Origin of the sequence: Halomonas rhizosphaerae, assembly GCF_030010555.1 — a bacterium.
Lineage (GTDB): Bacteria > Pseudomonadota > Gammaproteobacteria > Pseudomonadales > Halomonadaceae > Halomonas > Halomonas rhizosphaerae.
Genome location: NZ_JASCQP010000025.1, coordinates 71,619 through 96,134 on the forward strand (window position 1 = coordinate 71,619; position 24,516 = coordinate 96,134).

Here is a 24,516-nt window from a genome sequence, read left to right on the forward strand (position 1 = left end):
CACCATGACACCGGACTACCCCTTGCTGGCCCGCCAGCTCGAGGCCCTGCTCGATACGCCCGACTGGCTGACCAACAGTGCCCAGACCTGCGCCTTCCTGATGCAGGAGCTCCCCGACCTCAACTGGGTCGGCTTCTACCTGCAGCGTCAGCCGGAGATGCTCTCGCTGGGCCCCTTCCAGGGCAAGCCAGCCTGCCATCCGATCCCCTTCACGAAGGGCGTCTGTGGTGCCGCTGCCCGCACGCGCGAGACCCAGCGCGTGGCGGATGTGCATGCCGTGGCCGACCATATCGCCTGCGATGCGGACTCCCGGGCCGAACTGGTGGTGCCCATCGTGGTCAATGACCGGCTGTGGGGGGTATTGGACCTGGACAGCCCAAGGCAGGACCGCTTCAGCGACGCCGACCAGGCGGGCATCGAGCGGTTGGTGGCAGTGTTCATCGAGAAAACCGCCCTGCCCAAATAAAGAAACGCCCCGCAGCCGAGGGCTGCGGGGCGTTTCGGTATCTGGTAGGACCAGGCGGATTTGAACCGCCGACCTCCACGATGTCAACGTGGCGCTCTAACCAACTGAGCTATGGTCCTGAAGCAGTCGTTACCGGGCGAGTTCTGGTAGGACCAGGCGGATTTGAACCGCCGACCTCCACGATGTCAACGTGGCGCTCTAACCAACTGAGCTATGGTCCTGCATCACCGCTGCGGCATGACTTCGCCGTGGCAACGGATGCGTATTCTACCCATCCGCCCCCGAAATGCAAGCCCGGCATCGCCACTCAATGCCGGCGAATCAGCACCTTGACCCAGCTTCACGCTACTGGGTGCGGACCCGCTCGACGGCTTCCTTCCAGCCGGCGTAGAGACGCTCGCGTTCCACCTCTTCCATCTGTGGCGTGAAACGCCGCTCGCAGCGCCACAGTTCGGCGATCTCGTCGAGGTCGCGGTACCAGCCGAGGCGGAGACCTGCCAGGTAGGCAGCCCCCAGGGCCGTCGTCTCCAGCACCGTGGGACGATCCACCTGGACGCCCAGCATATCGGCGAGGAACTGCATCACCCAGTTGTTGGCCACCATGCCACCATCGACCCGCAAGATGCCCGGCGATGCCGACATGTCATCGTCCATGCAGACCTGCAGATCGCGCGTCTGGTAGCAGACCGCCTGGAGGCCGGCGGCAACGATCTCGGCAATGCCGGTGTCGCGGGTCAGGCCGAAGATGGCACCGCGCGCCTTCGGGTCCCAGTGCGGCGCCCCGAGGCCGGTAAAGGCCGGTACCAGATAGACGCTATGACCGCTGCGCGTCTGGCACGCCAGGGCTTCGGTCTCGGCGGCATCGGCAAACAGCTGAAGGCCATCGCGCAGCCACTGCACCGTGGCCCCGGCGACGAAGATGCTGCCCTCCATGGCGTAGGTCGGCTTGCCGTTCAGCCGATAGGCCACCGTGGTCAGCAGGCGATTGCGAGAGGTCTCGGCGGTCTCTCCGGTGTTGACGATCATGAAGCAGCCGGTGCCATAGGTACTCTTGCCCATGCCGGGCGAGAAGCAGGCCTGGCCAACCAATGCGGCCTGCTGGTCACCCGCCACCCCGGCGATGGGCAGTTCGCCCCCCAGCCAGCGGCCATCGACCAAGCCGAAGTCATCGCTGGAATCCTTGACCTCGGGCAGCAGACTGGCCGGAATGTCGAACAGGGCCAGCAGTTCTTTGTCCCAGCGCTGCTCATGAATATTGAACAGGGCGGTGCGCGAGGCGTTGGTGGCATCGGTGGCGTGTACCCGACCGTCGGTGAGTCGCCAGATCAGGAAGGTGTCCACGGTACCGAAAGCCAGCTCGCCCCGCTCGGACCGCGCCCGAGCATCGGGCACTTCATCGAGCAGCCAGGCGAGCTTGGTGGCCGAGAAGTAGGGGTCGATCAGTAGCCCGGTCCGCGCCTGAACGTCCTCCAGGTGGCCCGCCTCCCGGAGCTGACAGCAGGCCTCGTCGGTGCGACGATCCTGCCAGACGATGGCGTTGTGCAACGGCTCGCCGGTGACCCGATCCCACAGCAGGGTGGTCTCGCGCTGATTGGTGATGCCGACCCCGGCGATCTCCTCGGGCGACACGCCCGTCTCGGCGAGCACTTCACGGCAGGTGGTGAGCACGGTCTCCCAGATGTCCTTCGGGTCATGCTCGATCCAGCCGTCATGGGGAAAATGCTGGGGGAATTCGCGCTGCGCCGAGGCGACGCTGCGCCCCTGGCGGTCGAAGAGGATGGCGCGGGAGCTGGTGGTGCCCTGGTCGATGGCCAGTAGATATGAAGCCATGGCAAGCATCCTGATTGTGGTTGTAGTGGCGTGCGGATTTCGGTTTTAAACGCTAATGTTCGTTTATGATCATCCAGACTACTCCAGCCGACCGCCCCGCTCAAATCCCCGGACGCCGGAGCCACTACGACTTTGGATGAATCTAGAGGACCGACCAGGCTATCGCAGTTGGCCTTAGCGAGGGACGCCGGGGGCAGGCCGAAGAGGAGATCCTACGCCAGGGATGGCGTCGGTAGCGCCCATGGAGGGGTTTACAGCGCCTCCTCGCAGGCCTGCAGCCGGATCAGCCCCGGCAATGCTGCAATCTGTCATAGCTCTTGGAGAACAGGACCGATTTCTGCAGCGTCCGAGACGATGACGTAAAATCCGGGAAGCCAAGGAGATTCCATGAACCAGCAGCAACGCCAGGACGCCATCATCGAGCTGGTGCGCCGCCAGGGCTATGCCAGCATCGAGCAGCTCACCGAGCACTTCACGGTCACCCCCCAGACCATTCGCCGCGACCTCAACACCCTCTCAGCCGAAGGGCGCATCCGCCGGGTCCATGGTGGTGCAGGCCTGGAGTCGAGCACCGTCAATACCGCCTACTCGACCCGCAAGACCCTCAACCTCGAGGCCAAGCAACGCATTGCTGCCCTGCTCGCTCGACACATCCCCGACCACTCGTCGCTGTTCATCAACATCGGGACCAGCAACGAGGTGATCGCCGAGGCGCTGCTCGACCATCAGGGGCTGGAGGTGATCACCAACAACCTCAACGTGGCGGCGATCCTCCAGCACAAGGAGGACTTCAACGTGATCATCGCCGGCGGCCAGGTGCGCTCCCGCGACGGCGGCATCATCGGCGAGGCGACCATCGACTTCATCAACCAGTTCAAGGTCGACTACGGCATCATCGGCATTAGCGGCATCGACGAGGATGGCTCCCTGCTGGAATTCGACTATCAGGAAGTGCGTGTCGCCCAGGCCATCATCCGCAATTCCCGCAAGATCTTCCTGGCCACCGACCACTCCAAGTTCCAGCGCAACCCGGTGGTCCGCCAGGGCAACCTGGCACAGCTTGACGCCCTGTTCACCGACCGCGAGCCGCCCGAGGCCATCCTGCGGCTGCTGAAGCAGCACGACGTGACGCTGCATATCGCCTGACACCGCACACGGCAGCCTTTTTCTATTGCCCCTCAGCCCTGCCTGCAAGCCAGGGGCGCCATGACGCGCCTTGATGTTCGTTTTGTTTTCGTCTATTTTCGATATCAAACATCATCGACGTCCGGGTCAGCGCTGGACGGGAGACTCCATGAGCGACAAGTCGAACGAGGTGCTCGACCTCTTCGTGATCGGCGGCGGTATCAATGGCACCGGCATTGCCAACGATGCTGCAGGACGCGGCCTGTCGGTAGGCCTGTGCGAGCAGGGGGATCTCGCCGGCGCCACCTCCTCGGCGAGCAGCAAGCTGATCCACGGCGGCCTGCGCTACCTGGAACACCATGAATTCCGCCTGGTGCGCGAGGCACTTCGCGAGCGCGAGGTGTTGCTCGCCAAGGCCCCGCACATCATCTGGCCACTGCGCTTCATCCTTCCCCACCGCCCCCACCTGCGCCCGGCCTGGATGCTGCGCGCCGGCCTGTTCCTCTACGACCACCTCGGCAAGCGCGAGAAGCTCCCGGGGTCACGGGGAGTCAGGCTCACCGCGCACCAGGGCCTTGCCCCCGGCATCACCCGTGGCTTCGAGTACTCGGACTGCTGGGTGGATGATGCCCGTCTGGTGGTCCTCAACGCCATCCAGGCTCGCGACAACGGCGCCGAGATCCAGGTCCGCACACGCTGTATCGGGGCCCGCGAGGTTGACGGCCAGTGGGAAGTGGAGCTCGAGGAGATGGATTCGGGCCATCGGTTGACCCGCCGCTGCCGGACACTGATCAACGCCGCCGGCCCCTGGGTGGAGCAGGTAGTGAGCCGCCAGGCCAGGCGACAGTCGCGATATGGCGTGCGCTTGATCCAGGGCAGCCATCTGATCGTGCCTCGCCTGAATCACGATGAGCGGGCCTATATCCTCCAGAACACCGACCGGCGCATCGTCTTCGTGCTGCCCTACGAGGAAGACTTCAGCCTGATCGGCACCACCGACCGGCGCTTTGAGGGCGACCCGTCGCGCGTCGAGGCCAGCGAGGAGGAAATCGACTATCTGCTCTCGGTCGTCAACGCCCACTTCCGCACCCAGCTCGCTCGGGACGCCGTAATCCGCACCTTCTCCGGCGTGCGCCCGCTGTGCGACGACGAATCGGCCGAACCCTCGGCCATGACGCGCGACTACACCCTCGACCTGGACACCCGTGGTGCCCCCTTGCTTTCGGTCTTCGGCGGCAAGATCACCACCTATCGCAAGCTTGCCGAGGCCGCCCTCGCGGCGCTAGAGCCCCACCTGCCGGCGATGGCCGCCCCCTGGACCGCCGAAACGCCGCTGCCGGGCGGCGACATTGGCGACCAGGCCGCCTTCGAGTCACAACTGCTGGAGGACTACCCCTTCCTGGATGCCGCGCAGGCCCGGCGCTTTGCTCGCTCCTATGGCTCGCTATGCCGGGAGTTTCTGGACGGCAGGGACTCTCAGGCCGCCCTGGGGCAGGCTTTTGGCGCCGGGCTGACCGCGGCCGAGGTGGACTATCTTATCGAGCAGGAATGGGCGCGCTCCCTCGAGGACATCCTGTGGCGGCGTACCAAGCTGGCCCTGCGTCTCAATGCGGTCGAGACTCGGCGCCTGGGGGAGTACCTGGAGGAACGGCTGGCTCGCCAGGGGAGCCTCCCCCCTACCCCATCGAAGCCATCTACCCGGGTGCATCCCCGCGCAGATCGATCTCGACCGCGACGCACGGCCTGAGATCAGGCGCCAAAGAAAAGAAATCACAGAACGGTGACACTGGCCGGCGCGAGCGGATCTCGCTCGCGGTGCTGGCTAAGCTCGCGGCCCTCCAAGGCAGTCAGCAGGATCTGCAGGGGATCCCCGTGACTGACCAGCAGGATGGTTTCCCCCGCATGGTGCTGCTCCAGGTCGGCGATCAGCTCCGTCATGCGCGCGGCCACCTCTGCGACGGCCTCGACGCCGGCATGGCGATGCGCCGGGTCACGGGCGTCCCGTGCCCAGACCTCGGCATAGCGGTAATCTCCCTCCCCCTCGAGCGCACCGAAGTGGCGTTCCCGCAGCCGCGTATCGGCCTCGAACCGCAGCCCGAAGTGCTGCGCGATACGGGCTGCCGTCTCGGTGGTGCGACGGAAGTCCGAATGCAGGATCCGGGCGGGGATCGCCCAGCACCAGTCTGACAGCAGCCCATCGAGTTGCTCCCGGCCCCGGGACGAGAGGCCGAAGCCAGCCAGCCCATGCTCCGGCGTGCTGATGATCAGCCCCTGCTGGTTGGCCAGGCTGTGACCATGGCGCATGAGCAGGTAGCGGTTATGCCAGTGGCCCGACGCCGCGGGGAAAGTGTTTGACATAGTTTTGTCACGAACTCTAGATTGGAAAGGGTTATTCGGAATCAATCATCGACATGTCGAGATCCGAACGTCCTGCACAACAATAATCTCACGAGGCACGCCATGATCCATCATCCCCTCCGGTCTCGAAAGCACCCACTCACCAAGCTGGCCCTCTCCTCGCTGTTGCCGCTTGCCCTGCTGGCCGCCACTCAGGTCCAGGCACAGGACGATTGCGAGCGTGGCGCCCTGGATGACATCTACTGCGACGAGAACGGCGACATGGTCGCCGACCGCCCGGCCGACGAATCCGAGTGGGCCGACCCCGACACCCTGATCTTCGCCTATACCCCGGTCGAGGATCCGGCGATCTATTCCGACATCTGGCAACCCTTCATCGACCACCTGCAGGACGTTACCGGACGCGACGTACGCTTCTTTGCCGTGCAATCCAACTCGGCCCAGGTCGAGGCGATGCGCAGCGGTCGCCTGCATATCGCCGGCTTCTCCACCGGCCCGACGCCTTTCGCCGTCAACCTGGCCGGCGCCGTCCCCTTCGCCCTGATGGGCTCGGATGACGGCCAGTTCGGCTATACCCTCCAGCTCTATACCCACGTCGACTCCGGCATCGACGAGATGGCTGACCTCAAGGGCAAGCGCGTCGCCCATACCTCGCCCACCTCCAACTCCGGCAACCAGGCGCCGCGAGCCCTGTTCCCCGAAGAGGGCATCGTCCCCGACGAGGACTACGAGGTCATCTACTCAGGCAGCCACGACCAGTCCATGCTGGGGGTGGTGGCCCAGGACTACGATGCGGCACCGGTAGCCTCGGAAGTCGTCGATCGGATGGCCGCCCGCGACCTCTATGACCCGGAGGACGTCAAGATCATCTACGAGTCCGACCGCTTCCCGACCACGTCCTACACCTATGCCCACAACCTGCATCCCGATCTGGTCGACAAGATCGAGGAGGCCTTCTTCAGCTTCGAGTTCGCCGGCACCGAACTGGGGGAGGAATTCGAGGGGGTCGAGAAATTCATCCCCATCAACTATCAGGAGCACTGGAAGGTCATCCGCACCATCCAGGAGGCCAACGGGGTCGAGTACACCCCCGACAACCTCGAGTAATCCACGCCTGGCAGCACGACGCCGGCCTTCCCTCGAAGGCCGGCGTCGCTGTCTCGTTGATCCTTCGCCCTCCGGGACTCGCCGATGCTAGAGATATCCAACCTGATCAAGCGTTATGGCCACGATGACCCTGTGCTCAAGGGGCTTGATCTGAGCGTCGAGGACAACAGCGTGGTCGCCATCGTCGGCGCCTCGGGCGCGGGCAAGAGCACCATGCTTCGATGCATCAACCGCCTCGTGGAACCCACCTCGGGGTCGATCAAGCTCAACGGCACCGAACTCGTCAATCTCCGACACCGTGACCTTCGGCGGGCTAGACGCAAGATCGGCATGGTCTTCCAGGGCTTCAACCTGATCGATCGCCTCACGGTGATGGAGAACGTGCTGGCCGGCCGACTCGGCTACGTCAGCCTCTTCCAGGCCATTACCCGCCGCTATCCAACCGCGGATATCGAGCGGGCCTTCGTGCTGATGGAGCGAGTGGGCATCGCCCACTATGCCAACAAGCGCGCCGACGAACTCTCCGGCGGAGAACGCCAGCGGGTCGGCGTGGTCCGCGCCCTCATGCAGGAACCGGAGGTGCTGCTGGCCGACGAGCCAACGGCCTCGCTGGACCCGCGCACCTCCGAGCAGATCATGGTGCTGCTGCAAAGCCTGGCCAGCGAGCTGTCGCTGCCGGTGCTGATCAACATTCACAATGTGGCCCAGGCCAGGACCTATACCGACCGTATCGTCGGTTTGCGCCACGGCACCATGATCTTCGATGGCACTCCCGCCGACTTCGACAAGGAGGCGTTGGATGCCATCTACGGTGGCATCGAGTCGCCGGAGGATGAGAGTGCCACCCCGCAGGCTGCCCCTGGAAAGGCTGAACGGGAGATCCGCCATGACCAGGCCTGACACCAGCCGGGCAACGACATCGCGGACCTGGCGCAAGCCGCCCTTCATCGCCAACCCCATCATGCGCTATGGCATGCTGGCGGTGGTGGTCGTCTATCTGGTGTGGGCCTTCGCCACCCTGCCCTTCAACTGGGAGCGCATCAGCGAAGGGTTGCCTCGGGCAGCGCGCATCTTCGGCGGCGGCTTCCCGCCGAGCTTTTCGCGCTTCGACCTGCTGCTGACCGGCTTCACGGAGAGTCTGCAGATCGCCATCCTGGCCACCCTGCTCGGGGTGTTGCTGTCGATTCCTTTCGCGGTGATGGCGGCACGCAACATCGCCCCCCTGCCTGTCTACCTGGTGGGGCGCGCGGTGATCATCGTCTCGCGCAGTTTCCATCCGGTAATCGTCGCCATCCTCTTCGTCGCCGCGGTGGGCTTCGGTCCCCTGGCCGGCATCCTGACCCTGACCCTCTACTCCATTGGCTTCGTCGGCAAGCTGCTCGCCGAGGAGATCGAGGAAATCGACTGGGGCCAGGTGGAGGCCATGCGCGCCACGGGCGCGGGCTATCTGGCAACTCTCTACTATGCCGTCTTCCCGCAGATCCTGCCGCGCCAGGTGGGACTCTCCATGTACCAGCTCGACAGCAACCTGCGTGCCTCTGCGGTGGTGGGTATCGTCGGGGCGGGTGGCATCGGCAGCACCCTGATGAATGCCTTCGGGCGCTACGACTATGACTTCGCCTTCGCCATCCTGCTGGTGATAATCGCGGTGATCCTGGTCAGCGAAGGCGTCAGCGGCTGGGTAAGGAAGAAGATATGGTAGAGGACGCCGACCTGCTCGCCGATCGTATCTGGCGACGCTACAACCCCAGGGAGCAGCTCATCCGTTACGGCGTAATGCTGGTGACGCTGATGCTGGTCGTCTGGGCGGTGCGCGACATCGACATCTTCTGGCCCTGGGTATGGGATGCCCCCAACCAGATCTCGAGCCTTGGGGCACGCATGTGGCCACCGGATCCAAGCCGCCTCGGCGAGATCGTCAATGCCATGATCGAGACCGTGCATATCGCCACGCTCGCCACCATGCTGACCATCTTTATCGCCCTGCCGGTCTCCTACATCGCCGCCCAGAACACCACACCCAACCGTGCCTGCCTGTGGCTGGGGCGCTTCATCCTGGTCTCGAGCCGCTCGGTGAACACCATCATCTGGGCGCTGCTGTTCGTGGCGATCTTCGGCCCCGGGGTGTTGGCCGGGATACTGGCCATCATGTTCCGCTCGGTGGGCTTCATCGGCAAGCTGATGGGCGAGGCCATCGAGGAGATCGACCGCCGCCCGGTGGAGGCCATGGAAGCGACCGGCGCCTCCAAGGCGAAAGTGATTGCCTATGCCGTCGTCCCCCAGGTGATGCCGGCCTTCTTCGCCATCGTCATCCTGCGCTGGGACATCAACATTCGCGAGTCCACGGTACTGGGGCTGGTCGGGGCCGGCGGTATCGGCGTGATCCTGCAGGGCTCCATCGACACCTTCGCCTGGCAGACGGTGGCCACCATCCTGATCGCCATCATCGTGCTGGTGCTGATCGGCGAGGCCATCACCGGCCTGCTGCGCCGCAAGGCGCTCTAGACATTCACGACCAGGCATTCACGGCCGATGGCATGCGGAGTAGGCTGGGAACGGGACGTCACTGAGGCCACAGGGAGGTCATGTCGTGCTCTCGATTGTGCTTGCGGTGATCGCCACCGCACTGCTGGTGGTCACCTTGGTGGCGCGATCGCCGCTGACCTGGTGGTGGATCCGTGCCTGCGAGTTTCCACGCCTGCAGCTCGCCGCACTGGCGGCGGTGACCGCTCTGCTCTCCCTGCTGGCCACCCCGCCCTGGTCGTGGGTCGCGATGGCGTCGAGCCTTATCACCCTCGCGCTTCAGACGGCCCGTATCCTGCCCTGGACGCCGTTCTGGCCGGTGCAGGTCCAGCGCACCGAGCCGGGACAGGAGAGCCGCTGCCTGACGCTGCTGATCGCCAATGTACTCACCACCAACCGCAATGCCGAGACGCTGACCCGGCTTATCCATCAACACCGGCCCGACCTGGTCTTGACCCTGGAATCCGACGCCTGGTGGCAGGAGCAGCTCGACGGGGCATTGCATGAGGACTGGCCCGATGCGGTGCGGGTGCCGCTGGACAACCTCTACGGCATGCACCTCTATGCCCGGCGGCCGCTGGTCGACCCCGAGGTCCAGTGGCTTATTCAGGACGATATCCCCTCGATCCATACCGGCGTCACGCTGCCTAGCGGTGACGTCGTCCGCCTGCATGCCGTGCATCCCCGCCCGCCGGCTCCCAACGAGAGCGAGGAGTCGCTGTGGCGAGATGCCGAGCTGCTGCTGGTGGGCAAGGCAATTCACGAGGACCCGGTGCCCACTCTGGTGGCCGGTGACCTGAACGACGTGGCCTGGTCACGCACCACTCGGCTCTTCTGTCGGGTCAGTGGCATGCTCGATCCCCGCCGCGGGCGCGGCATGTACAGCACCTTCCACGCCAGCTATCCCCTCCTGCGTTGGCCGCTGGACCACATATTCGTCAGCGAGCACTTCACTCTAAAAGCCATGCAGCGCCTGCCACACATCGGTTCCGATCACTTCCCGATGCTGGCCACCCTGTGTTACCGCCCCTCCCGCGCCGACGAGCACGAGACACCCGAGGCCGACGGGCAGGAGCACCGCGACGCCCGGGAGACCATCAAGGAAGGCAAGGAGCGCGACCAGCAGGAGTGAGCGCTATTCCGGTACCCCGCCTCGCGTCAGCGTCGCGGGGTCGAGAAGTCGTTCAAGCTCCGCTCTGGACAGTTCGGTCTGCTCCTCGGCCACCTCGATGATCGGCCGTCCGGCCTGGTAAGCGTGCTTGGCGATGGCCGCCGCAGCGTCGTAGCCGATCACCGCGTTCAGCGCCGTGACCAGGATGGGGTTGCGCGCCAGCGGTCCCTCGAGGTGGTCGTGGCGCACCTTGAAGGTAGCGATGGCGCGATCAGCCAGCAGCCGGCTGGTGTTGGTCATCAAGGTGATCGAGGTCAGCAGGTTGTTGGCGACCAGCGGCAGCATGACATTGAGCTGAAAGTTGCCGCTCTGCCCGGCCACCGTCACCGCCGTGTCGAGCCCGATCACCTGGGCGGCGGCCTGGGCAGCCGACTCGGGGATCACCGGATTGACCTTGCCGGGCATGATCGAGCTACCGGGCTGCAGGGCCTCGAGCTCGATCTCGCCGAGCCCGGCCAGAGGCCCGGAGTTCATCCAGCGCAGGTCGTTGGCGATCTTCATCACCACGCAGGCCAGCCCCCTTAACTGTCCAGAGAGTTCCACCGCGGCATCCTGAGAAGCGAGGCTGGCGAAGAAGCTGTCATTGGGCGAGAACGATAGCCCCGTCTGCTCGCTCAGGTCCCGCGCCATGCGCTCGGCGAACTCGGGATGGGCATTGATGCCGGTGCCTACCGCCGTACCACCCTGGGCCAGTCGACAGAGTCGCACCAGGGCGCTGTCCAGTCGCTCGATCGCCTGCCCCACCTGGCTCGACCAGCCACCCAGCTCCTGGCCCATGCGCAGCGGCATGGCATCCATCAGGTGGGTACGCCCGGTCTTGACCACGTCCTCGAGCTCCAAGGCGCGCGCGTCAATGCTCTCGCGAAGGTGCTCCAGCGCCGGGCGCAGCTGGCTGGTCACTGCCAGCGCGGCGGACACATGGATCGCCGTGGGAATCACGTCGTTGCTCGACTGCCCCATGTTGACGTGGTCGTTGGCGCCGACCTCCACCCCATCGCGGCTGGCTCGCCTGGCGATTACCTCGTTGACGTTCATGTTGCTGGAGGTGCCCGAGCCGGTCTGGAAGACGTCCACCGGGAACTGGTCGTCGAGGTGGCCCGCGAGGATCGCCTCGGCGGCGGCAACGATCTCTCGGGACCGAGCGTCGTCGAGAAGACCCAGCTCGTGATTGACCCGGGCCGCCGCCAGCTTGATCCGGGCGATGGCGTGGATGAAGGCCGTCGGCATCGGCTGGCCCGAGACCGGAAAATTGTTGACGGCGCGCTGGGTCTGGGCACCGTAGAGGGCCTCCCTCGGCACCTCCAACTCGCCCATGCTGTCGCGCTCGATGCGATGGTCGCTCATGTCCGGCTCCTCATGTTCGGGATGGATGATGCTCCATTCAACATGGTGTCCAGCAGACCGCCTTGCAAGAGACCTCCTCCATCGAAAGAAAGAATGTTGCACTGCACAAACCGCTCTGCTATTGTGCATCGCAACAGAGACGCAGAAGGCATCGGCAGACCGCCACGGCCTTCGAATTGATCCGAAATCCCTGGGAGGGACTTACGATGCAAAACTTCGACACCAAGCAGTTCACCGAACAGTTCGAATCCATGTTCTTCGGCCCGGCCCGCGCCTATGCCGCCCTGTCCGTGGACTACACCGAGAAGCTGGTCAACGCCCAGCTGGACGCCAGCAAGGCCTACACCGACACTGGTCTGGCGCAGCTGCGCAGCCTGATGAACGTGAAAGATGCCGAAGGCCTGCGCACCTACATGGAAGGCCAGCAGAAGGTCGCCAAGGACCTGACCGAGCGCCTGAAGGGCGACGCCGAGAAGGTCGTTTCCCTGCAGCAGGACTTCGTGCAGCAGAGCCAGAAGCTGACCGAAGACAACGTCAAGCAGGCTACCGAGACTGCCACCAAGGCAGCCAAGTAAGCCTGATAGCGCCGGCACCGCCGGCGCTTGCTTGAACGCAAAAGGGCCGCCGATCGATGATCGGCGGCCCTTTTGCGTTATGCTCACCGGGCACGGGGCGTCGTCCACCATCCGGGAGAGTGCACATGACACGTTGGATCCTTCCTGCCTTGCTGGGGCTCTCGCTGGCCGGCTGTCAGATCATCGAACCACGCTATCCCGCGGGAGAGCGTGAGCGCGTCGAGGTGATCGAACGCGGTACGGAGGCGCCACGCGAGATGGAGACGCCCCGCGAGACCGAACGGGCCGATCACCCTGCCACGACCGGACGGGCCGCTCGCCAGGTGGCCTTCCCCTCCGAGGAGTATGCCACCCTGGAGAAGAACGGCAGTGCCGAGATCAGTGGGCGCCTGTTGCTGGGCGGGCGCCCGGTGGCCAATCGCCCCGTCTCGGCAGCCCCGGTGACCACCTACTCTGCAGAGGCCGCGGAGCAGGCCCTGGCGGGCCGTGCCGTGGAGCCCGCCGATCCACGGGCCCGTGAGTACACCCACACCACCCGCACCGACGGCAATGGCTACTTTCGCCTCGGGGGCCTGCCGGCCGGCGAGTTCTATGTCTCGGGTAGCGGACAGGACCCATCCACCGGCAAGACCCGCGTGCTCATCCGCCAGGTCAGCCTGAGCAACGGCCAGTCTCGCAGCATAGAACTCAGTCGTTGAGTTCCCTGGTACTGGGGGGCTGAGACTTACCGTCGCTTGTAGGACATCGCTGACAGTCGTTGTCCGTGAACTGCCATAGTGGCTGTTCGCGGCCTAGCATCCCATCAACGGTACTTCTACGCTTAATTCACCGCTATCGCCGGATGGCGGACATGCCGCCATGATGGCTTCGAGTCGTAGACACGCCACGGATCATGGCACCTCACACATCGCTCCGACCCAGCGGCTTATGCGCCATGGCCGATACCCGAGTGATCCGGGACGCGGTAAGTGTCGGAACGACGCTACGCGGGGGCACTAACAATGACACCAATGACGTTTTCCCAGGGCAGATTGCCCCTTATGGCTAGCGCTCTTGCCACCCTGCTGGCCATTCCCGGGCTGCAGGCTGATACCCTCAAGGAGATCCAGCAGCGCGGCGTGATCCGCATCGCCGTCGCCAACGAGAAGCCCTATGGCTACCTGAACGAGCAAGGTGAGCCGCTGGGAGTCGGCCCGGAGGTCGCTCGGCGCATCCTGGATGATCTCGGCATCGAGGAGATCGAATGGGTGGAGACGGAATTCAAGAACCTCATCCCGGGGCTGGAAGTCGGTCGCTTCGACATGGCCGCAGCGGAGATGGCCATCATGCCCGAACGCTGCGCGCGCGTGCTCTTCTCTGACCCCAACACCTCCTATGGCGAAGGGCTGCTGGTACTGGCCTCCAACCCCAACCGCATTCGGGCCTACGAGGACTTCATCGAACGCCCTGACACCATACGTGTCGCGGTTCAGGAGGGCACGGTCACCCAGGACATGTTCAATGCCCTGGGTATCGACCCGGACCGGATCATCACGGTAGAGCGCCACCAGGATGCCATCGAGGCCATCGTCCGCGGGAGAGCCGATGCCTTCGCCGCCACCGGGATGACGGTAGCGTCCATGGAGCAGATGAGCCCGCAGGTGGAGGCGGAATTCAACTTCACCGATCCGGTGATCGACGGTCGTGAGGTACGTTACTTCGGCGGCTTCGCCTTCCCCCTGGATGCCGAAGACCTGCGAGACGCGGTAAACGAGGCGTTGCTGGAAGAGAAGCGCAACGGAGACTGGCAACAGACACTGACGCGCTATGGCTTCCTGCAGAAGGACGTCCTGTACTCCTACCGCTTCAGTGCCGACCAACTCTGCAACGGGATCGGCTAGCACCGCCACGCCCATCCTGTCGGATTGAGGGAGCACGGGGCATTTGAAGCAGCGTGCGCCGAACTCCGGGAGGCCTCCTACCAGCCCAGCGCCTGCTTGACGAAGGGAATGGTCAGCTTGCGCTGGGCAGATAGCGAGGCGCGATCCAGGGCCGCCAGGGTCTCGAAAAGTGCATCCAGCCGTCGCGGTCCGCGATGCAGGATGTAGCTGGCTACCTCATCGGGCAACTGCATGCCACGACCCCGGGCCCGCAGCTGAAGCGCCGCCAGGCGTCCGGCGTCATCGAGTCCCTGCAGGTGGAAGGTCATACCCCAGGTGAGTCGCGACGCCAGGTCAGGAAGTTTCACCGGCAGCTGACGTGGCGGCGCCTCGGCAGCGATTACCAGGCGCTTGCCGGCATCCCGCAGACGATTGAACGCGTGGAACAATGCCTCCTCCCAGCGCTTGCGTCCCATCACGCGGTCGAGGTCATCGATCGCCACCAGATCCAGGCGCTCGATCTCCTCGAGCATCAGCGGCGGGAAGTGCCCGAGCTCCGTCAGGGGCAGGTACAGCGCACGGCAGTCGCGGTCGGATGCCGCATGGCAAGCGGCCTGCAGCAGGTGGCTACGCCCTGTGCCGGAAGCGCCCCATACGTAGAGGAAGGGTTCGCCGCCGTCGTCGAGCTGGTGCACTAGCCGGTCGACCAGGGTCGCATTGGGCCCGGGGTAGAAGTTGGCGAAGGTGGCGTCGTCGCGCAGCCCCACGCCCAGCGGCAACTGCGCGGGTGCTCGACTCATGGCGACTCCTCGTCGTGGGTACGTTGACGTCCGGCGTCATACAACGTGCTGTTTTTATAGTGCTCGTGGAGATAACGCAACACCACCATCAGCATGGCGGCTACGGGCAGCGCCAGCAGCACCCCGGTGAAACCGAACAGCTGCCCACCGGCCAGTACGGCGAAGATAACGGCCACCGGATGCAGGCCAATCTTGTCGCCGAGCAGCTTGGGCTGGAGCACCACGCTCTCGACCAGCTGACCGAAACCGAACACCGCCGCGACGCCGAGCAGTATCAGCCAGTCGCCGAACTGGAAGAACGCCACCACTCCGGCCACGGAAATGCCCACGATCACCCCGAGATAGGGCACGATGCTGGCGAGACCCGCAAGCAGGCCGATCAGCAAGCCGAAGCGCACACCCAGCAGGGTCAGCCCCACCGCATAGATCACCCCCAGGCAGAGCATGACGATCAGCTGGCCACGCAGGAAAGACGACAGCACCTCGTCGCATTCGCCGGCGAGGCGCACCACGGCGGGCTCCCAGCTGCGCGGCAGCGAGCCGCGCACCTTGGCAACCAGGACGTCCCAGTCCAGCAGCAGGTAGAAGGTCACCACGGGAATCAGCGCCAGGTTGCCGATCCAGGCGACAAACGCCAGGCCGGAACGCGAGGCCTGGGCCAGCAGGCTGGCGGCGAAGGTCCCGGTCTCCTTCCAGTTGTCGACGATCGCCTGGCGCATCTCGTCGATGTCGGTGGAGAGGTCCATGCCGGTCAGCGACTGGATGCGCGGCACCACGGTCTGCTGGGCCCAGTTGAGCACTGCCGGCAGCGATTCGATCAGCTGGCCGAGCTGTCGGCCCAGTATCGGCACCACCAGCAGTAGGGTAAGCACAATGACCAGTGTCAGCAGCAGGAAGACCAGCGAGACCGCCAGGCGCCGCGAGAGGCCGTGAGCCTCGAGGCGGTCGGCCAGGGGGTCGCCCAGATAGGCCAGGATCATGCTGACGAAAAAGGGCGTCAGCACCGGCTCGATACTGATCAGGAACCACAGTCCCACCGCCGCCACCGCGGCCGCCACCCACCACTGTCTGTGCATCGCTTCCTCCCTGTTCCGACGCGACCGGCAGGCTGCCAGCCGCGCGCCGTGATGCTACAATTCATCGCCCAAACCTGACCGTTGCGCGTCGCCCTGCGACAGGCATCGCGAGCGCCCATCTCATACAGGAAGCGACATGACCGATTCCACCAATCGCCCGACCGGGGCATCGCTCAGTTACAAGGATGCCGGGGTCGACATCGATGCCGGGAATGCCCTGGTCGACCGCATCAAGGGCGTCGCCAAACGCACTATCCGCCCCGAGGTGATGGGCGGACTGGGTGGTTTCGGCGCCCTGTGCGAGCTGCCGACCGGCTACCGGGAGCCGGTGCTGGTATCCGGTACCGACGGCGTCGGCACCAAGCTGCGCCTGGCCATGGACCTCGGCCGCCATGACACCATCGGCATCGACCTTGTGGCCATGTGCGTCAATGACCTGGTGGTGGCCGGTGCGGAACCGCTGTTCTTCCTCGACTACTATGCCACGGGCAAGCTGGACGTGGATATCGCCGCCGACGTGGTGACCGGTATCGGCGAGGGCTGCGAGCAGGCCGGTTGCGCCCTGGTGGGCGGCGAGACCGCCGAGATGCCTGGCATGTACGAGGGCAGTGACTATGACCTCGCCGGCTTCTGCGTCGGCGTGGTGGAGAAGTCCGAGATCCTCGACGGCAAGAAGGTCGGCGAGGGCGACGTGCTGCTGGGACTGGCCTCCTCCGGCCCCCATTCCAACGGTTACTCGCTGATCCGCAAGATCCTCGAGGTCGGCGACGCCTCGCTGGACACCGCCATCGACGGGCGGTCGCTGGGCGAGGCCCTGCTCGCTCCCACACGCATCTATGTCAAGCCGCTGCTGTCGTTGCTCAAGGAGACCGATATCCCGGTACATGCCCTGTCACATATCACCGGCGGCGGCCTGCTCGAGAACATTCCCCGCGTGCTGCCCGAGACCCTGGCGGCGCGCATCGATGCGTCCAGCTGGACGCGTCCGGCCGTCTTCGACTGGCTCCAGGCACAGGGCAACGTCGAGGAACACGAGATGCACCGTGTGCTCAACTGCGGCATCGGCATGGTGATCGTGGTCCCGGCGGAGAAGGCCGACCAGGCCCGTGCCCACCTGCAGGGCCTGGGCGAGACGGTCCACCGCATCGGTGTGATCACCGCGCGGGGTGATGCCGAGGAGCAGGTCCAGCTGGAGAACCTCGAAGGATGAGCGGGACCAACTACCAGAGTGACACCCTGAACGCCTTCACCCCCGAGCCCAGCGAAACGCGGCGAGTGGTGGTGCTGATCTCCGGCAGCGGCAGTAACCTCCAGGCACTGATCGACGCCCAGAGTCATGACGCGCTGGGCGGCGAGATCGTCGCGGTGATCTCCAATCAGCCGGATGCCTACGGACTCAAGCGTGCCAAGGATGCCGGCATCGATGCCGTGGCCCTGCCCCACCGCGAATACGACAGCCGCGACGCCTACGATGGTGCCCTGATCAAGGTCATCGAGCGTCACGAGCCCGACCTGATCGTGCTGGCCGGCTTCATGCGCATTCTCACTCCGCGCTTCGTCAACCGCTTCCTGGGCCGGATGCTCAATATCCACCCCTCGTTGCTGCCGGACTACCAGGGCCTGCATACCCATGCCCGCGCGCTGGCCGATGGCGTGGACACGCACGGCTGCAGCGTGCATTTCGTCACCGAAGAGCTGGATGGCGGACCGGTCGCCCTGCAGGCAGAGGTGGCTGTCGCCGAGGACGACACGGAAGAGAGTCTCCAGGCCAAGGTGCAGGCCCGTGAGCACCTGATCTATCCGATCGCTGTGCGCTGGTTTCTGGAGGGGCGACTGCAGCTCAAGGGCGATAGTGCCACCATGGACGGCGTCGAGCTTCCTCCCACCGGCATGCGACTCTCCCATGCCGATGCCGCCGAGGAGCTGGACGAGGACGCCGAGGAGTAAGCGGCCAAGCGGCCAAGCGGCCAAGCGGCCAAGCGGCCAAGCGGCCAAGCGGCCAAGCGGCCAAGCGGCCAAGCGGCCAAGCGGCCAAGCGGCCAGCAGTATTTGACGATCTCGTGCAAAAGCGAACCCCGAAGGTCTCGGCCTTCGGGGTTCGCTTGTAGCTCGGCGCTTGTAGCTCGGCGCTTGTAGCTCGGCGCTTGTAGCTCGGCGCTGTCAGGTCCTGGGCAGGGTCACGCCGCGCTGCCCCATGTACTTGCCGCCGCGGTCCTTGTAGGAGGTCTCGCAGACCTCGTCGGACTCCAGGAACAGCATCTGCGCCACCCCCTCGTTGGCATAGATGCGCGCCGGAAGGTTGGTGGTGTTGGAGAACTCCAGGGTCACATGCCCTTCCCACTCGGGTTCCAGCGGGGTGACGTTGACGATGATGCCGCACCGGGCATAGGTAGACTTGCCCAGGCAGATAGTCAGCACGCTACGCGGGATGCGGAAATACTCCACGGTGCGTGCCAGGGCGAAGGAATTGGGGGGAATCACGCAGACATCCCCCTTGATGTCGACGAAGCTCTTCTCGTCGAAGCCCTTGGGGTCCACCACCGCGGAGTGGATGTTGGTGAACACCTTGAACTCGTCGGCGCAGCGCACGTCGTAGCCGTAACTGGACGTCCCGTAGGAGATCACCCGCCGCTCGTTCTCGTAGCGTACCTGATCGGGCTCGAAGGGCTCGATCATGCCTTCCCGCTCGGCCATGCGGCGTATCCACTTGTCGGCTTTGATGCTCATCGAAACGTCCTGCACTGTGTCTAGGGGAACCGGCGAAAGAAAACCGGGGCCACATCATAGCGGCCCCGGAAGGGAAGGTCACGGCAGTAGCCATCTCACTCGCTGAAGGAGATCTCGGGTCCCTCGGTGCCCTGGCCGCGGATCTGGTCGGCGACCTGGCGCGCCATGTCGCGGAAGGTCGCGGTCACCTCGCCCTTCGGCTCGGCCACCACGGTGGGCTGCCCACCATCCACCTGTTCGCGAATCGACAGGGTCAAGGGCAGGCGACCGAGCACCTGGGTCTCGTACTCCTGGGCAATGCGCTCGCCCCCGCCCTCGCCGAAGATCGGCTCGCTGTGGCCGCAGTTGGAACAGATGTGCAGGCTCATGTTCTCCACGACCCCGAGGACCGGCACGTTGACCTTGCGGAACATCTCGATGCCCTTGCGCGCGTCCAGTAGCGCAATGTCCTGGGGCGTGGTGACGATCACCGCGCCGTCCACCGGTACCTTCTGGGCCAGGGTCAGCTGGATGTCGCCGGTACCCGGCGGCATGTCGATGAACAGGTAGTCCAGATTGTCCCAGACGGTCTGAGTGAGCATCTGCTGAAAGGCGCCAGCGACCATGGGCCCTCGCCAGACCATGGGCTCGCGGATGTCGACCAGGAAGGCCATGGACATGGCCTGGATGCCATGCGCCTCGAGCGGCTTGAAGCGATTCTCGCCTGCGGACTGGGGACGCACGCCCTCGCCCACCCCCAGCATCTGCGCCTGGCTGGGGCCATAGATGTCGGCATCAAGGATGCCGACCCGATAGCCTTCGGCGGCCATGGCCAATGCCAGGTTGACGGTCACAGTGGACTTGCCCACCCCGCCCTTGCCGGATGCCACGGCGACGATATGCTTGACCCCTTCGATCACGACTCGCTCCTTATTCAGTTGGGGGTGCCATGCAAGCGGCACGAAAGGTCAGTATACCCGGCGGGTCGCCCTGCCATGCAATGCCTGCCAACGCATGACGGCGAGCCCTTGGCTCGCCGTCATGCGTGCTAGACCGCTCCGAAGAGGTGATCAGTCTGACTTGGCCTCTTCCTCGGCCTCACCTTCCTCCTGAGCAGAACCGCCGTTGTCATCTTCCTGGGACCCCGACTCCTGCTGAGCAGCACCGGCGTTACTATCTTCCTGGGTATCGGTTCCCTGCTGGGCAGCACCGCCATTGCCATCTTCCTGGGTACCGGACTGCTGCTGAGAGGACGCGCCGTCCCCCTCCCCGGCCTGCACGCTCTCCTCCAGACGGGACAGTTCGTTGCGCCAGGTCTCGAGCTGACCTTCCAGGCGCTCGAGCTGGGACTGGCGGGACTCGACCTGAGACTCGATCTCGGCGACCTCCTCACGGCCCACCTTGATGGCGACCTCGAGGTCCTTGAACGTCTCGCGAGCCTGGTCGACCTGTGACTTGGCCTCCTCCAGCTCACTACGGGTCGACTCCAGCGCCTCACTCGCCTCGTCGCGGCTGGCCTCGAGCTCGCTGAGCTCCTGCTGGAGGGTATCACGCTCCTCCTGCCTGGCTGAAATCTCCTCGTTGAGGCCGGCTAGATTGTCCTCGGCCGAAGCGATCTCGTCCTGCAGTCCCTCGAGTTCGGCACGGGCCTCGTCGCGGGCGGAGACCGCGTCGCTGCGCTCCTGTTCGGCCTGCTGGCGGGCCTCCTCGGCTTCTTGACGGGCAACTTCGGCGGCCTGGCGGGCCTCCTCGGCTTCCTGACGCGACGCCTGGGCCTCGTCGCGGGCCTGCGCTTCCTGCTGTCGCTCCTCCTGGGTGGACGCGAGGGCTTCGTCGGCGGCCTCGAGTTCACCCTGGCGGGCTTCCAGATCGGCCTGCACCGCCTCTACCGAGGCCTGGGCCTCTTCCAGCTCGGTGCGCGCCGTGGCGACCTCGCCCTCCATGCGCTCCAGCTCGGCCTGAGCGGCCTGCTGCTGCTCCTCGATTTCGCTGCGCTGCGCTGCCAGTTCATCGAGGTTCCCCGCGGCGCTCTGAAGTTCCTCGACGCGACCGGACAAGGACTCGTTTTCGGCCTGGACGTTATCGAGTCGCGTCTGCAGCGACTCGCGGGCCTCATTGCTGGAGCTGACGCTGGACTGGGCAAACAGGGCCCAGATGATGGCAACCACCGCCACGGCCGCCAGGCCCTTGACGCGGTTGTCCTTGAAAAGCTCACTCATCGACGTATCTGCCATCGATGTATCCCCCTGCGTGGTTGGATGTCACCGGCCAAGGGTGGCCAGCCTTCGTCGTCACGACTTTCAGCATACACGCCCGGTGTGGAGTCGCCACCCGATCTCCGATGCACCTATCAACGTCATGTCTCGACCTTGCCGCGCAACGCCTTGTGCCGGCTGCGTTTCTTCTTGCTGTCCAGGCGGCGCTGTTTGGCGCCCTTGCTGGGGCGAGTCGCGATGCGCTTCTTCGGGGCGTACATGACGCTCTTGATCAGCGCCTTGAGTCGCGCCAGGGCTTCGGCGCGATTGCGCTCCTGAGTGCGATGACTCTGGGCCTTGATGATCACCACCCCGTCGCGGGTAATGCGCTGATCGCCCAGTGCCAGCAGCTTCTCCTTGAAGCCCTCGGGCAGGCTCGACGCCTGGATATCGAAGCGCAGGTGAATGGCAGTGGCGACCTTGTTGACGTTCTGTCCGCCGGCCCCCTGGGCGCGCACGGCCTGCATCTCGATCTCGTGGTCGGGAATGCTCACCTGGCGAGAGAGTTCCAGCATACTGTCTGCCTTGTCGTGAAAGTGGGCCCGACCGATGTCGGGTACGATAGTGTGTCAACTTGCCAGCCAGATCCGGTGTTTGGCCCCCTTGCCGGGGCGATGGGCGCGCACCGTGACCTCCTCGACCAGCAGGCCGACACGCCGCAATCGCTCGGTGAAGGCCGGATCCTGACCTGCCGACCAGACCGCCAGCACACCGTCGGGCCGCAGCGCCTGCTGGGCCGCGGCAAGCCCTCGAGGCGAGTAGAGCCAGTCGTTCTCCCGGCGCGTCAGCCCCTCGGGGCCATTGTCCACGTCGAGCATGATGGCGTCGAAACCGCCAGGCTCGCGGCGCAGCAGTAGACCGACATCTCCCACGCTGACGCGGGTACGCGGGTCGTCGAGGGGGCGACCGGCGGCAACACCGAGCGGCCCCCGGTTCCACTCCACCACCCCCGGCACCAGCTCGGCGACGACGACCTCGGCGTCCTCGCCCAGCGCCTTCAGCGCCGCGGCCAGGGTGAAACCCATGCCCAGCCCGCCGACCAGTACCCGGGCGCCGGGGCGGTCGGCGACTCGCTGGCAGGCCAGCTCCGCCAGGGCATCCTCGGAGCCGTGCAGGCGGGTATTCATCAGCTCGCCGGGGGCCCCGGCGATGCGGATGGAGAACTCGTCGTTGCGCTTCAGGAGTCTCAGCTCGCTGCCCTGCCCCGGAATGATCGCCGTATCGATCGTTTCGAACTTGGCCATGCTGCCTCGCTGGCAATGTAAGAAATAGGGTGGAACCCTGAGGGCGCTGACGCCTCGAATGTCGGGTCGCCCCCGCGGATCAACATCACAGCGCGCAAAGGAGTCCCGATGACGATCCCCCGCCCCTACGAGACCCTGCGCGCCCTGGGTATCCTGCTCATTATGCTGGCTGCCGCGTCGCCATGCCATGCGCCTGCCGGCGAGACGCCTGAACAGGCAGTCCTCCCGCAGGTCGCGCTGGAACACCTCGACGCCCAGGCCGAACGCCTCGACCGCCTGCACGCAGTGGTGGTGGCCCAACGGGGTGAGATCCGCTTGGAACGCGCCTATGGCGGGCCCGGGGTCGACCGGCCGGCCAACATCAAGTCGTTGTCCAAGACGGTACTGGCGGCGCTGGTCGGCGCCGCCATCGAGGAAGGAGTGCTCGACTCCCCCGACCAGCCTGTCGCCGAACTGCTCGGCGACAGGGTGCCGGCCGACGCCGATCCACGTGTCCGGGAGATCACCGTCGGACACCTGATGTCGCTGCAGGCCGGGCTCGAACGCACCTCCGGCGGCAACTACGGTGCCTGGGTGGCCAGTCCCGACTGGGTGCGAGACGCCCTGTCGCGGCCCTTCGTGGACGAGCCGGGCGGGCGAATGCTCTACTCGACGGGGTCGAGCCACCTGCTCTCGGCCGCCCTGACCCGTGCCAGCGGCGAGAGTACCCTGGCGCTGGCGAGGCGACTGTTGGGCAAGCCGCTTAACATCACGATTCCCGCCTGGCCGCGCGATCCCCAGGGGATCTACTTCGGCGGTAACGACATGCGTCTGTCCCCGCGAGCCCTGGTCCAGATCGGTGAACTCTATCGCAACGACGGCGTGATCGACGGCACCCGCGTGTTGCCGGATGGCTGGGTCGAAGCCTCCTGGCAGCCGCGGGGCACATCGCCCTGGACCGGCGACGGCTATGGCTATGGCTGGTTCGTCACGACCCTGGCCGACGAACGGGTCTACTACGGCAGGGGGTTTGGTGGCCAGGCACTTTACGTGATTCCTGAGCGGGAACTTACCGTCGCCATCACGGCGGATCCTCATCCGCCTTCTCCTGGAGGGCAGTTCCAGCAGGAACTGCATGCCCTCGTCGAGGGCATGCTGGAAGCGAAATGAGTGGCGTGAGCTCGTAGGTCGGGATCCAGCCTCAAGTGCCGCGACAGGAATGGGGGTGAATCAGCGCAATCCAAGCAGGGACAGAATGAACAGCACCACCACGACCAGGCCAATGATATAGATGATGTTTCGCACGTTGCTCTCCTTGCCGACGCATCATAGGGGAAAGCGGGACAACGCCCGCGACCTCTGTGAAGGACACCTTTCAGTGTAGCCAGCGATGGTGACCGGACCACCTTGCCGTTCACCATGCAATGCAAGCAACATGATCACGTCCAGGGGCGGTATTGGCCCCCAGGCGCTCCGGTGGCGCGGCACGGCAGGCTCTGTTCTCAAGCCCGCCGTCACTCCTGCTTGTGCGCCAGCGCCATCAGGTAAAGGGCGAGAGCCAGGGCCAGCACCGACAGCGCCAGGTAGATGGCGTCCAGCGGCGTATCGAAGCTGATTCCCACCACGGCCCGGAAGAACTCGATGATCACGGCCAGTATCACCACTCGGGCGATCTTGTCCTTGAGCTGGTCGAGGGAGCTGACGTTGAAGGGATGCTGGGGGTCGCGCCCCTCGACGGGCTCGATGCGCGAGACAAAGAGCTTGTACACCCCGAGGCCGAAGATCATCAGCACCAGAGCGATCAGGTAGATATCCACGGCGACGATGATATTGGTGACCACGCTCTTGTGGATGTCGGCCCCCCCGCCGGTGTAGTGGCGCCAGGTATCGGCCAGTACCGAGAGGATATCCAGGCTGGCGATGATGAAGAGCACCAGGGCCCCCAGCAGCGCCGGCACCACGGCCAAGAGGACCATCAGGCGCGAGCTCCAGAGGAAGGCCTCGAAGTGTCGCTCAAGCTCGCTGCGTTTCGACTTGCGCTCGGGCCGGGAATCCGGGTCCATGACTCTCTCCTGTATTCAAGGGCATTGCGGGAAGG

At 65.1% G+C, this 24,516-nt stretch carries 25 protein-coding genes and 2 tRNA genes; 14 read left to right on the forward strand and 13 right to left on the reverse strand.

Annotated features, from left to right (window positions below; translation table 11 throughout):
• The first annotated feature begins 4 nt into the window (after positions 1 to 4).
• Positions 5 to 466 (forward strand): GAF domain-containing protein, encoded by a 462-nt coding sequence (locus tag QLQ83_RS09835; RefSeq protein ID WP_282735348.1) that lies wholly within the window; start codon positions 5 to 7, stop codon positions 464 to 466.
• Positions 467 to 508: 42 nt separating this feature from the next.
• Here QLQ83_RS09835 and QLQ83_RS09840 read toward each other — a convergent pair.
• From QLQ83_RS09840 to glpK, 3 genes are all read right to left on the reverse strand, one after another.
• Positions 509 to 585 (reverse strand) — tRNA-Val (locus QLQ83_RS09840).
• Between the two features lie 25 nt (positions 586 to 610).
• Positions 611 to 687, reverse strand: a tRNA-Val gene (locus tag QLQ83_RS09845).
• A gap of 124 nt (positions 688 to 811) precedes the next feature.
• Positions 812 to 2,296 (reverse strand): glycerol kinase GlpK, encoded by a 1,485-nt coding sequence (glpK, locus tag QLQ83_RS09850; protein WP_282735349.1) that lies wholly within the window; start codon positions 2,294 to 2,296, stop codon positions 812 to 814.
• A 387-nt stretch (positions 2,297 to 2,683) separates the two neighbouring features.
• On the opposite strand from glpK, the gene QLQ83_RS09855 reads away from it, so the two are divergent.
• Both QLQ83_RS09855 and glpD read left to right on the forward strand, forming a co-directional pair.
• On the forward strand, positions 2,684 to 3,442 hold the full coding sequence (locus QLQ83_RS09855) for a DeoR/GlpR family transcriptional regulator (protein WP_282735350.1): 759 nt from the start codon (positions 2,684 to 2,686) through the stop codon (positions 3,440 to 3,442).
• Between the two features lie 148 nt (positions 3,443 to 3,590).
• Positions 3,591 to 5,168, forward strand: a complete 1,578-nt coding sequence (gene glpD, locus QLQ83_RS09860) for a glycerol-3-phosphate dehydrogenase (protein ID WP_282735351.1) — start codon at positions 3,591 to 3,593, stop codon at positions 5,166 to 5,168.
• Positions 5,169 to 5,191: 23 nt separating this feature from the next.
• On the opposite strand, the gene QLQ83_RS09865 is transcribed toward glpD, so the two are convergent.
• The gene (locus QLQ83_RS09865) at positions 5,192 to 5,779 is read right to left on the reverse strand and encodes a histidine phosphatase family protein (protein ID WP_282735352.1); all 588 of its coding nucleotides are present in this window, start codon (positions 5,777 to 5,779) and stop codon (positions 5,192 to 5,194) included.
• Between the two features lie 102 nt (positions 5,780 to 5,881).
• Between QLQ83_RS09865 and phnD the strand changes: the two genes are divergently transcribed.
• From phnD to QLQ83_RS09890, 5 genes are all read left to right on the forward strand, one after another.
• The gene (gene phnD / locus QLQ83_RS09870; RefSeq protein ID WP_282735353.1) at positions 5,882 to 6,886 is read left to right on the forward strand and encodes a phosphate/phosphite/phosphonate ABC transporter substrate-binding protein; all 1,005 of its coding nucleotides are present in this window, start codon (positions 5,882 to 5,884) and stop codon (positions 6,884 to 6,886) included.
• Between the two features lie 84 nt (positions 6,887 to 6,970).
• Positions 6,971 to 7,786, forward strand: a complete 816-nt coding sequence (phnC, locus tag QLQ83_RS09875; protein ID WP_282735354.1) for a phosphonate ABC transporter ATP-binding protein — start codon at positions 6,971 to 6,973, stop codon at positions 7,784 to 7,786.
• A complete protein-coding gene (phnE, locus tag QLQ83_RS09880) occupies positions 7,773 to 8,588 on the forward strand; it encodes a phosphonate ABC transporter, permease protein PhnE (protein WP_282735355.1) in 816 nt (271 codons plus the stop codon). Before phnC ends, phnE (QLQ83_RS09880) begins: the two co-directional genes overlap by 14 nt.
• Complete coding sequence (gene phnE, locus QLQ83_RS09885; RefSeq protein WP_282735356.1) at positions 8,582 to 9,391, forward strand: phosphonate ABC transporter, permease protein PhnE; 810 nt, start codon at positions 8,582 to 8,584, stop codon at positions 9,389 to 9,391. The genes phnE (QLQ83_RS09880) and phnE (QLQ83_RS09885) overlap by 7 nt, the downstream gene beginning before the upstream one ends.
• Positions 9,392 to 9,476: 85 nt before the next feature.
• Entirely contained in the window at positions 9,477 to 10,541 is a 1,065-nt protein-coding gene (locus QLQ83_RS09890) for an endonuclease/exonuclease/phosphatase family protein (RefSeq protein ID WP_282735357.1), read from the forward strand.
• A 3-nt stretch (positions 10,542 to 10,544) separates the two neighbouring features.
• On the opposite strand, the gene QLQ83_RS09895 is transcribed toward QLQ83_RS09890, so the two are convergent.
• Complete coding sequence (locus QLQ83_RS09895) at positions 10,545 to 11,924, reverse strand: class II fumarate hydratase (protein ID WP_282735358.1); 1,380 nt, start codon at positions 11,922 to 11,924, stop codon at positions 10,545 to 10,547.
• Between the two features lie 206 nt (positions 11,925 to 12,130).
• On the opposite strand from QLQ83_RS09895, the gene QLQ83_RS09900 reads away from it, so the two are divergent.
• The 3 genes from QLQ83_RS09900 (at position 12,131) to ehuB (ending at position 14,379) form a co-directional block, all read left to right on the forward strand.
• Positions 12,131 to 12,499 carry a phasin family protein gene (locus QLQ83_RS09900; RefSeq protein WP_282735359.1) on the forward strand — a complete coding sequence of 123 codons (369 nt, stop codon included), beginning with the start codon at positions 12,131 to 12,133 and terminating at the stop codon, positions 12,497 to 12,499.
• 125 nt (positions 12,500 to 12,624) lie between these two features.
• On the forward strand, positions 12,625 to 13,197 hold the full coding sequence (locus QLQ83_RS09905) for a carboxypeptidase-like regulatory domain-containing protein (RefSeq protein ID WP_282735360.1): 573 nt from the start codon (positions 12,625 to 12,627) through the stop codon (positions 13,195 to 13,197).
• Positions 13,198 to 13,539: 342 nt separating this feature from the next.
• Complete coding sequence (ehuB, locus tag QLQ83_RS09910) at positions 13,540 to 14,379, forward strand: ectoine/hydroxyectoine ABC transporter substrate-binding protein EhuB (RefSeq protein ID WP_282735361.1); 840 nt, start codon at positions 13,540 to 13,542, stop codon at positions 14,377 to 14,379.
• 77 nt (positions 14,380 to 14,456) lie between these two features.
• On the opposite strand, the gene hda is transcribed toward ehuB, so the two are convergent.
• Both hda and QLQ83_RS09920 read right to left on the reverse strand, forming a co-directional pair.
• Positions 14,457 to 15,158, reverse strand: a complete 702-nt coding sequence (gene hda, locus QLQ83_RS09915) for a DnaA regulatory inactivator Hda (RefSeq protein ID WP_282735362.1) — start codon at positions 15,156 to 15,158, stop codon at positions 14,457 to 14,459.
• Positions 15,155 to 16,234, reverse strand: a complete 1,080-nt coding sequence (locus QLQ83_RS09920; RefSeq protein WP_282735363.1) for an AI-2E family transporter — start codon at positions 16,232 to 16,234, stop codon at positions 15,155 to 15,157. The genes hda and QLQ83_RS09920 overlap by 4 nt, the downstream gene beginning before the upstream one ends.
• A gap of 136 nt (positions 16,235 to 16,370) precedes the next feature.
• Here QLQ83_RS09920 and purM point away from each other — a divergent pair, with 136 nt between their 5' ends.
• Both purM and purN read left to right on the forward strand, forming a co-directional pair.
• The gene (purM, locus tag QLQ83_RS09925) at positions 16,371 to 17,444 is read left to right on the forward strand and encodes a phosphoribosylformylglycinamidine cyclo-ligase (RefSeq protein WP_282735364.1); all 1,074 of its coding nucleotides are present in this window, start codon (positions 16,371 to 16,373) and stop codon (positions 17,442 to 17,444) included.
• Positions 17,441 to 18,181, forward strand: coding sequence for a phosphoribosylglycinamide formyltransferase (gene purN / locus QLQ83_RS09930; protein WP_282735365.1), 741 nt, complete (start codon positions 17,441 to 17,443; stop codon positions 18,179 to 18,181). Before purM ends, purN begins: the two co-directional genes overlap by 4 nt.
• Before the next feature lie 213 nt (positions 18,182 to 18,394).
• On the opposite strand, the gene dcd is transcribed toward purN, so the two are convergent.
• The 5 genes from dcd to QLQ83_RS09955 form a co-directional block, all read right to left on the reverse strand.
• Entirely contained in the window at positions 18,395 to 18,961 is a 567-nt protein-coding gene (gene dcd, locus QLQ83_RS09935) for a dCTP deaminase (RefSeq protein ID WP_133637335.1), read from the reverse strand.
• A gap of 95 nt (positions 18,962 to 19,056) precedes the next feature.
• Positions 19,057 to 19,857, reverse strand: coding sequence for an iron-sulfur cluster carrier protein ApbC (gene apbC, locus QLQ83_RS09940; RefSeq protein WP_407650101.1), 801 nt, complete (start codon positions 19,855 to 19,857; stop codon positions 19,057 to 19,059).
• Positions 19,858 to 20,010: 153 nt separating this feature from the next.
• Positions 20,011 to 21,159, reverse strand: coding sequence for a coiled-coil domain-containing protein (locus QLQ83_RS09945; protein WP_282735367.1), 1,149 nt, complete (start codon positions 21,157 to 21,159; stop codon positions 20,011 to 20,013).
• Between the two features lie 137 nt (positions 21,160 to 21,296).
• On the reverse strand, positions 21,297 to 21,710 hold the full coding sequence (gene arfB / locus QLQ83_RS09950) for an alternative ribosome rescue aminoacyl-tRNA hydrolase ArfB (RefSeq protein ID WP_282735368.1): 414 nt from the start codon (positions 21,708 to 21,710) through the stop codon (positions 21,297 to 21,299).
• A 54-nt stretch (positions 21,711 to 21,764) separates the two neighbouring features.
• A complete protein-coding gene (locus tag QLQ83_RS09955) occupies positions 21,765 to 22,439 on the reverse strand; it encodes a spermidine synthase (protein WP_282735369.1) in 675 nt (224 codons plus the stop codon).
• A gap of 108 nt (positions 22,440 to 22,547) precedes the next feature.
• On the opposite strand from QLQ83_RS09955, the gene QLQ83_RS09960 reads away from it, so the two are divergent.
• Complete coding sequence (locus QLQ83_RS09960; RefSeq protein WP_282735370.1) at positions 22,548 to 23,588, forward strand: serine hydrolase domain-containing protein; 1,041 nt, start codon at positions 22,548 to 22,550, stop codon at positions 23,586 to 23,588.
• Between the two features lie 344 nt (positions 23,589 to 23,932).
• Here QLQ83_RS09960 and QLQ83_RS09965 read toward each other — a convergent pair whose 3' ends face one another.
• Entirely contained in the window at positions 23,933 to 24,481 is a 549-nt protein-coding gene (locus QLQ83_RS09965; RefSeq protein WP_282735371.1) for a YqhA family protein, read from the reverse strand.
• Between the last annotated feature and the right edge of the window lie 35 nt (positions 24,482 to 24,516).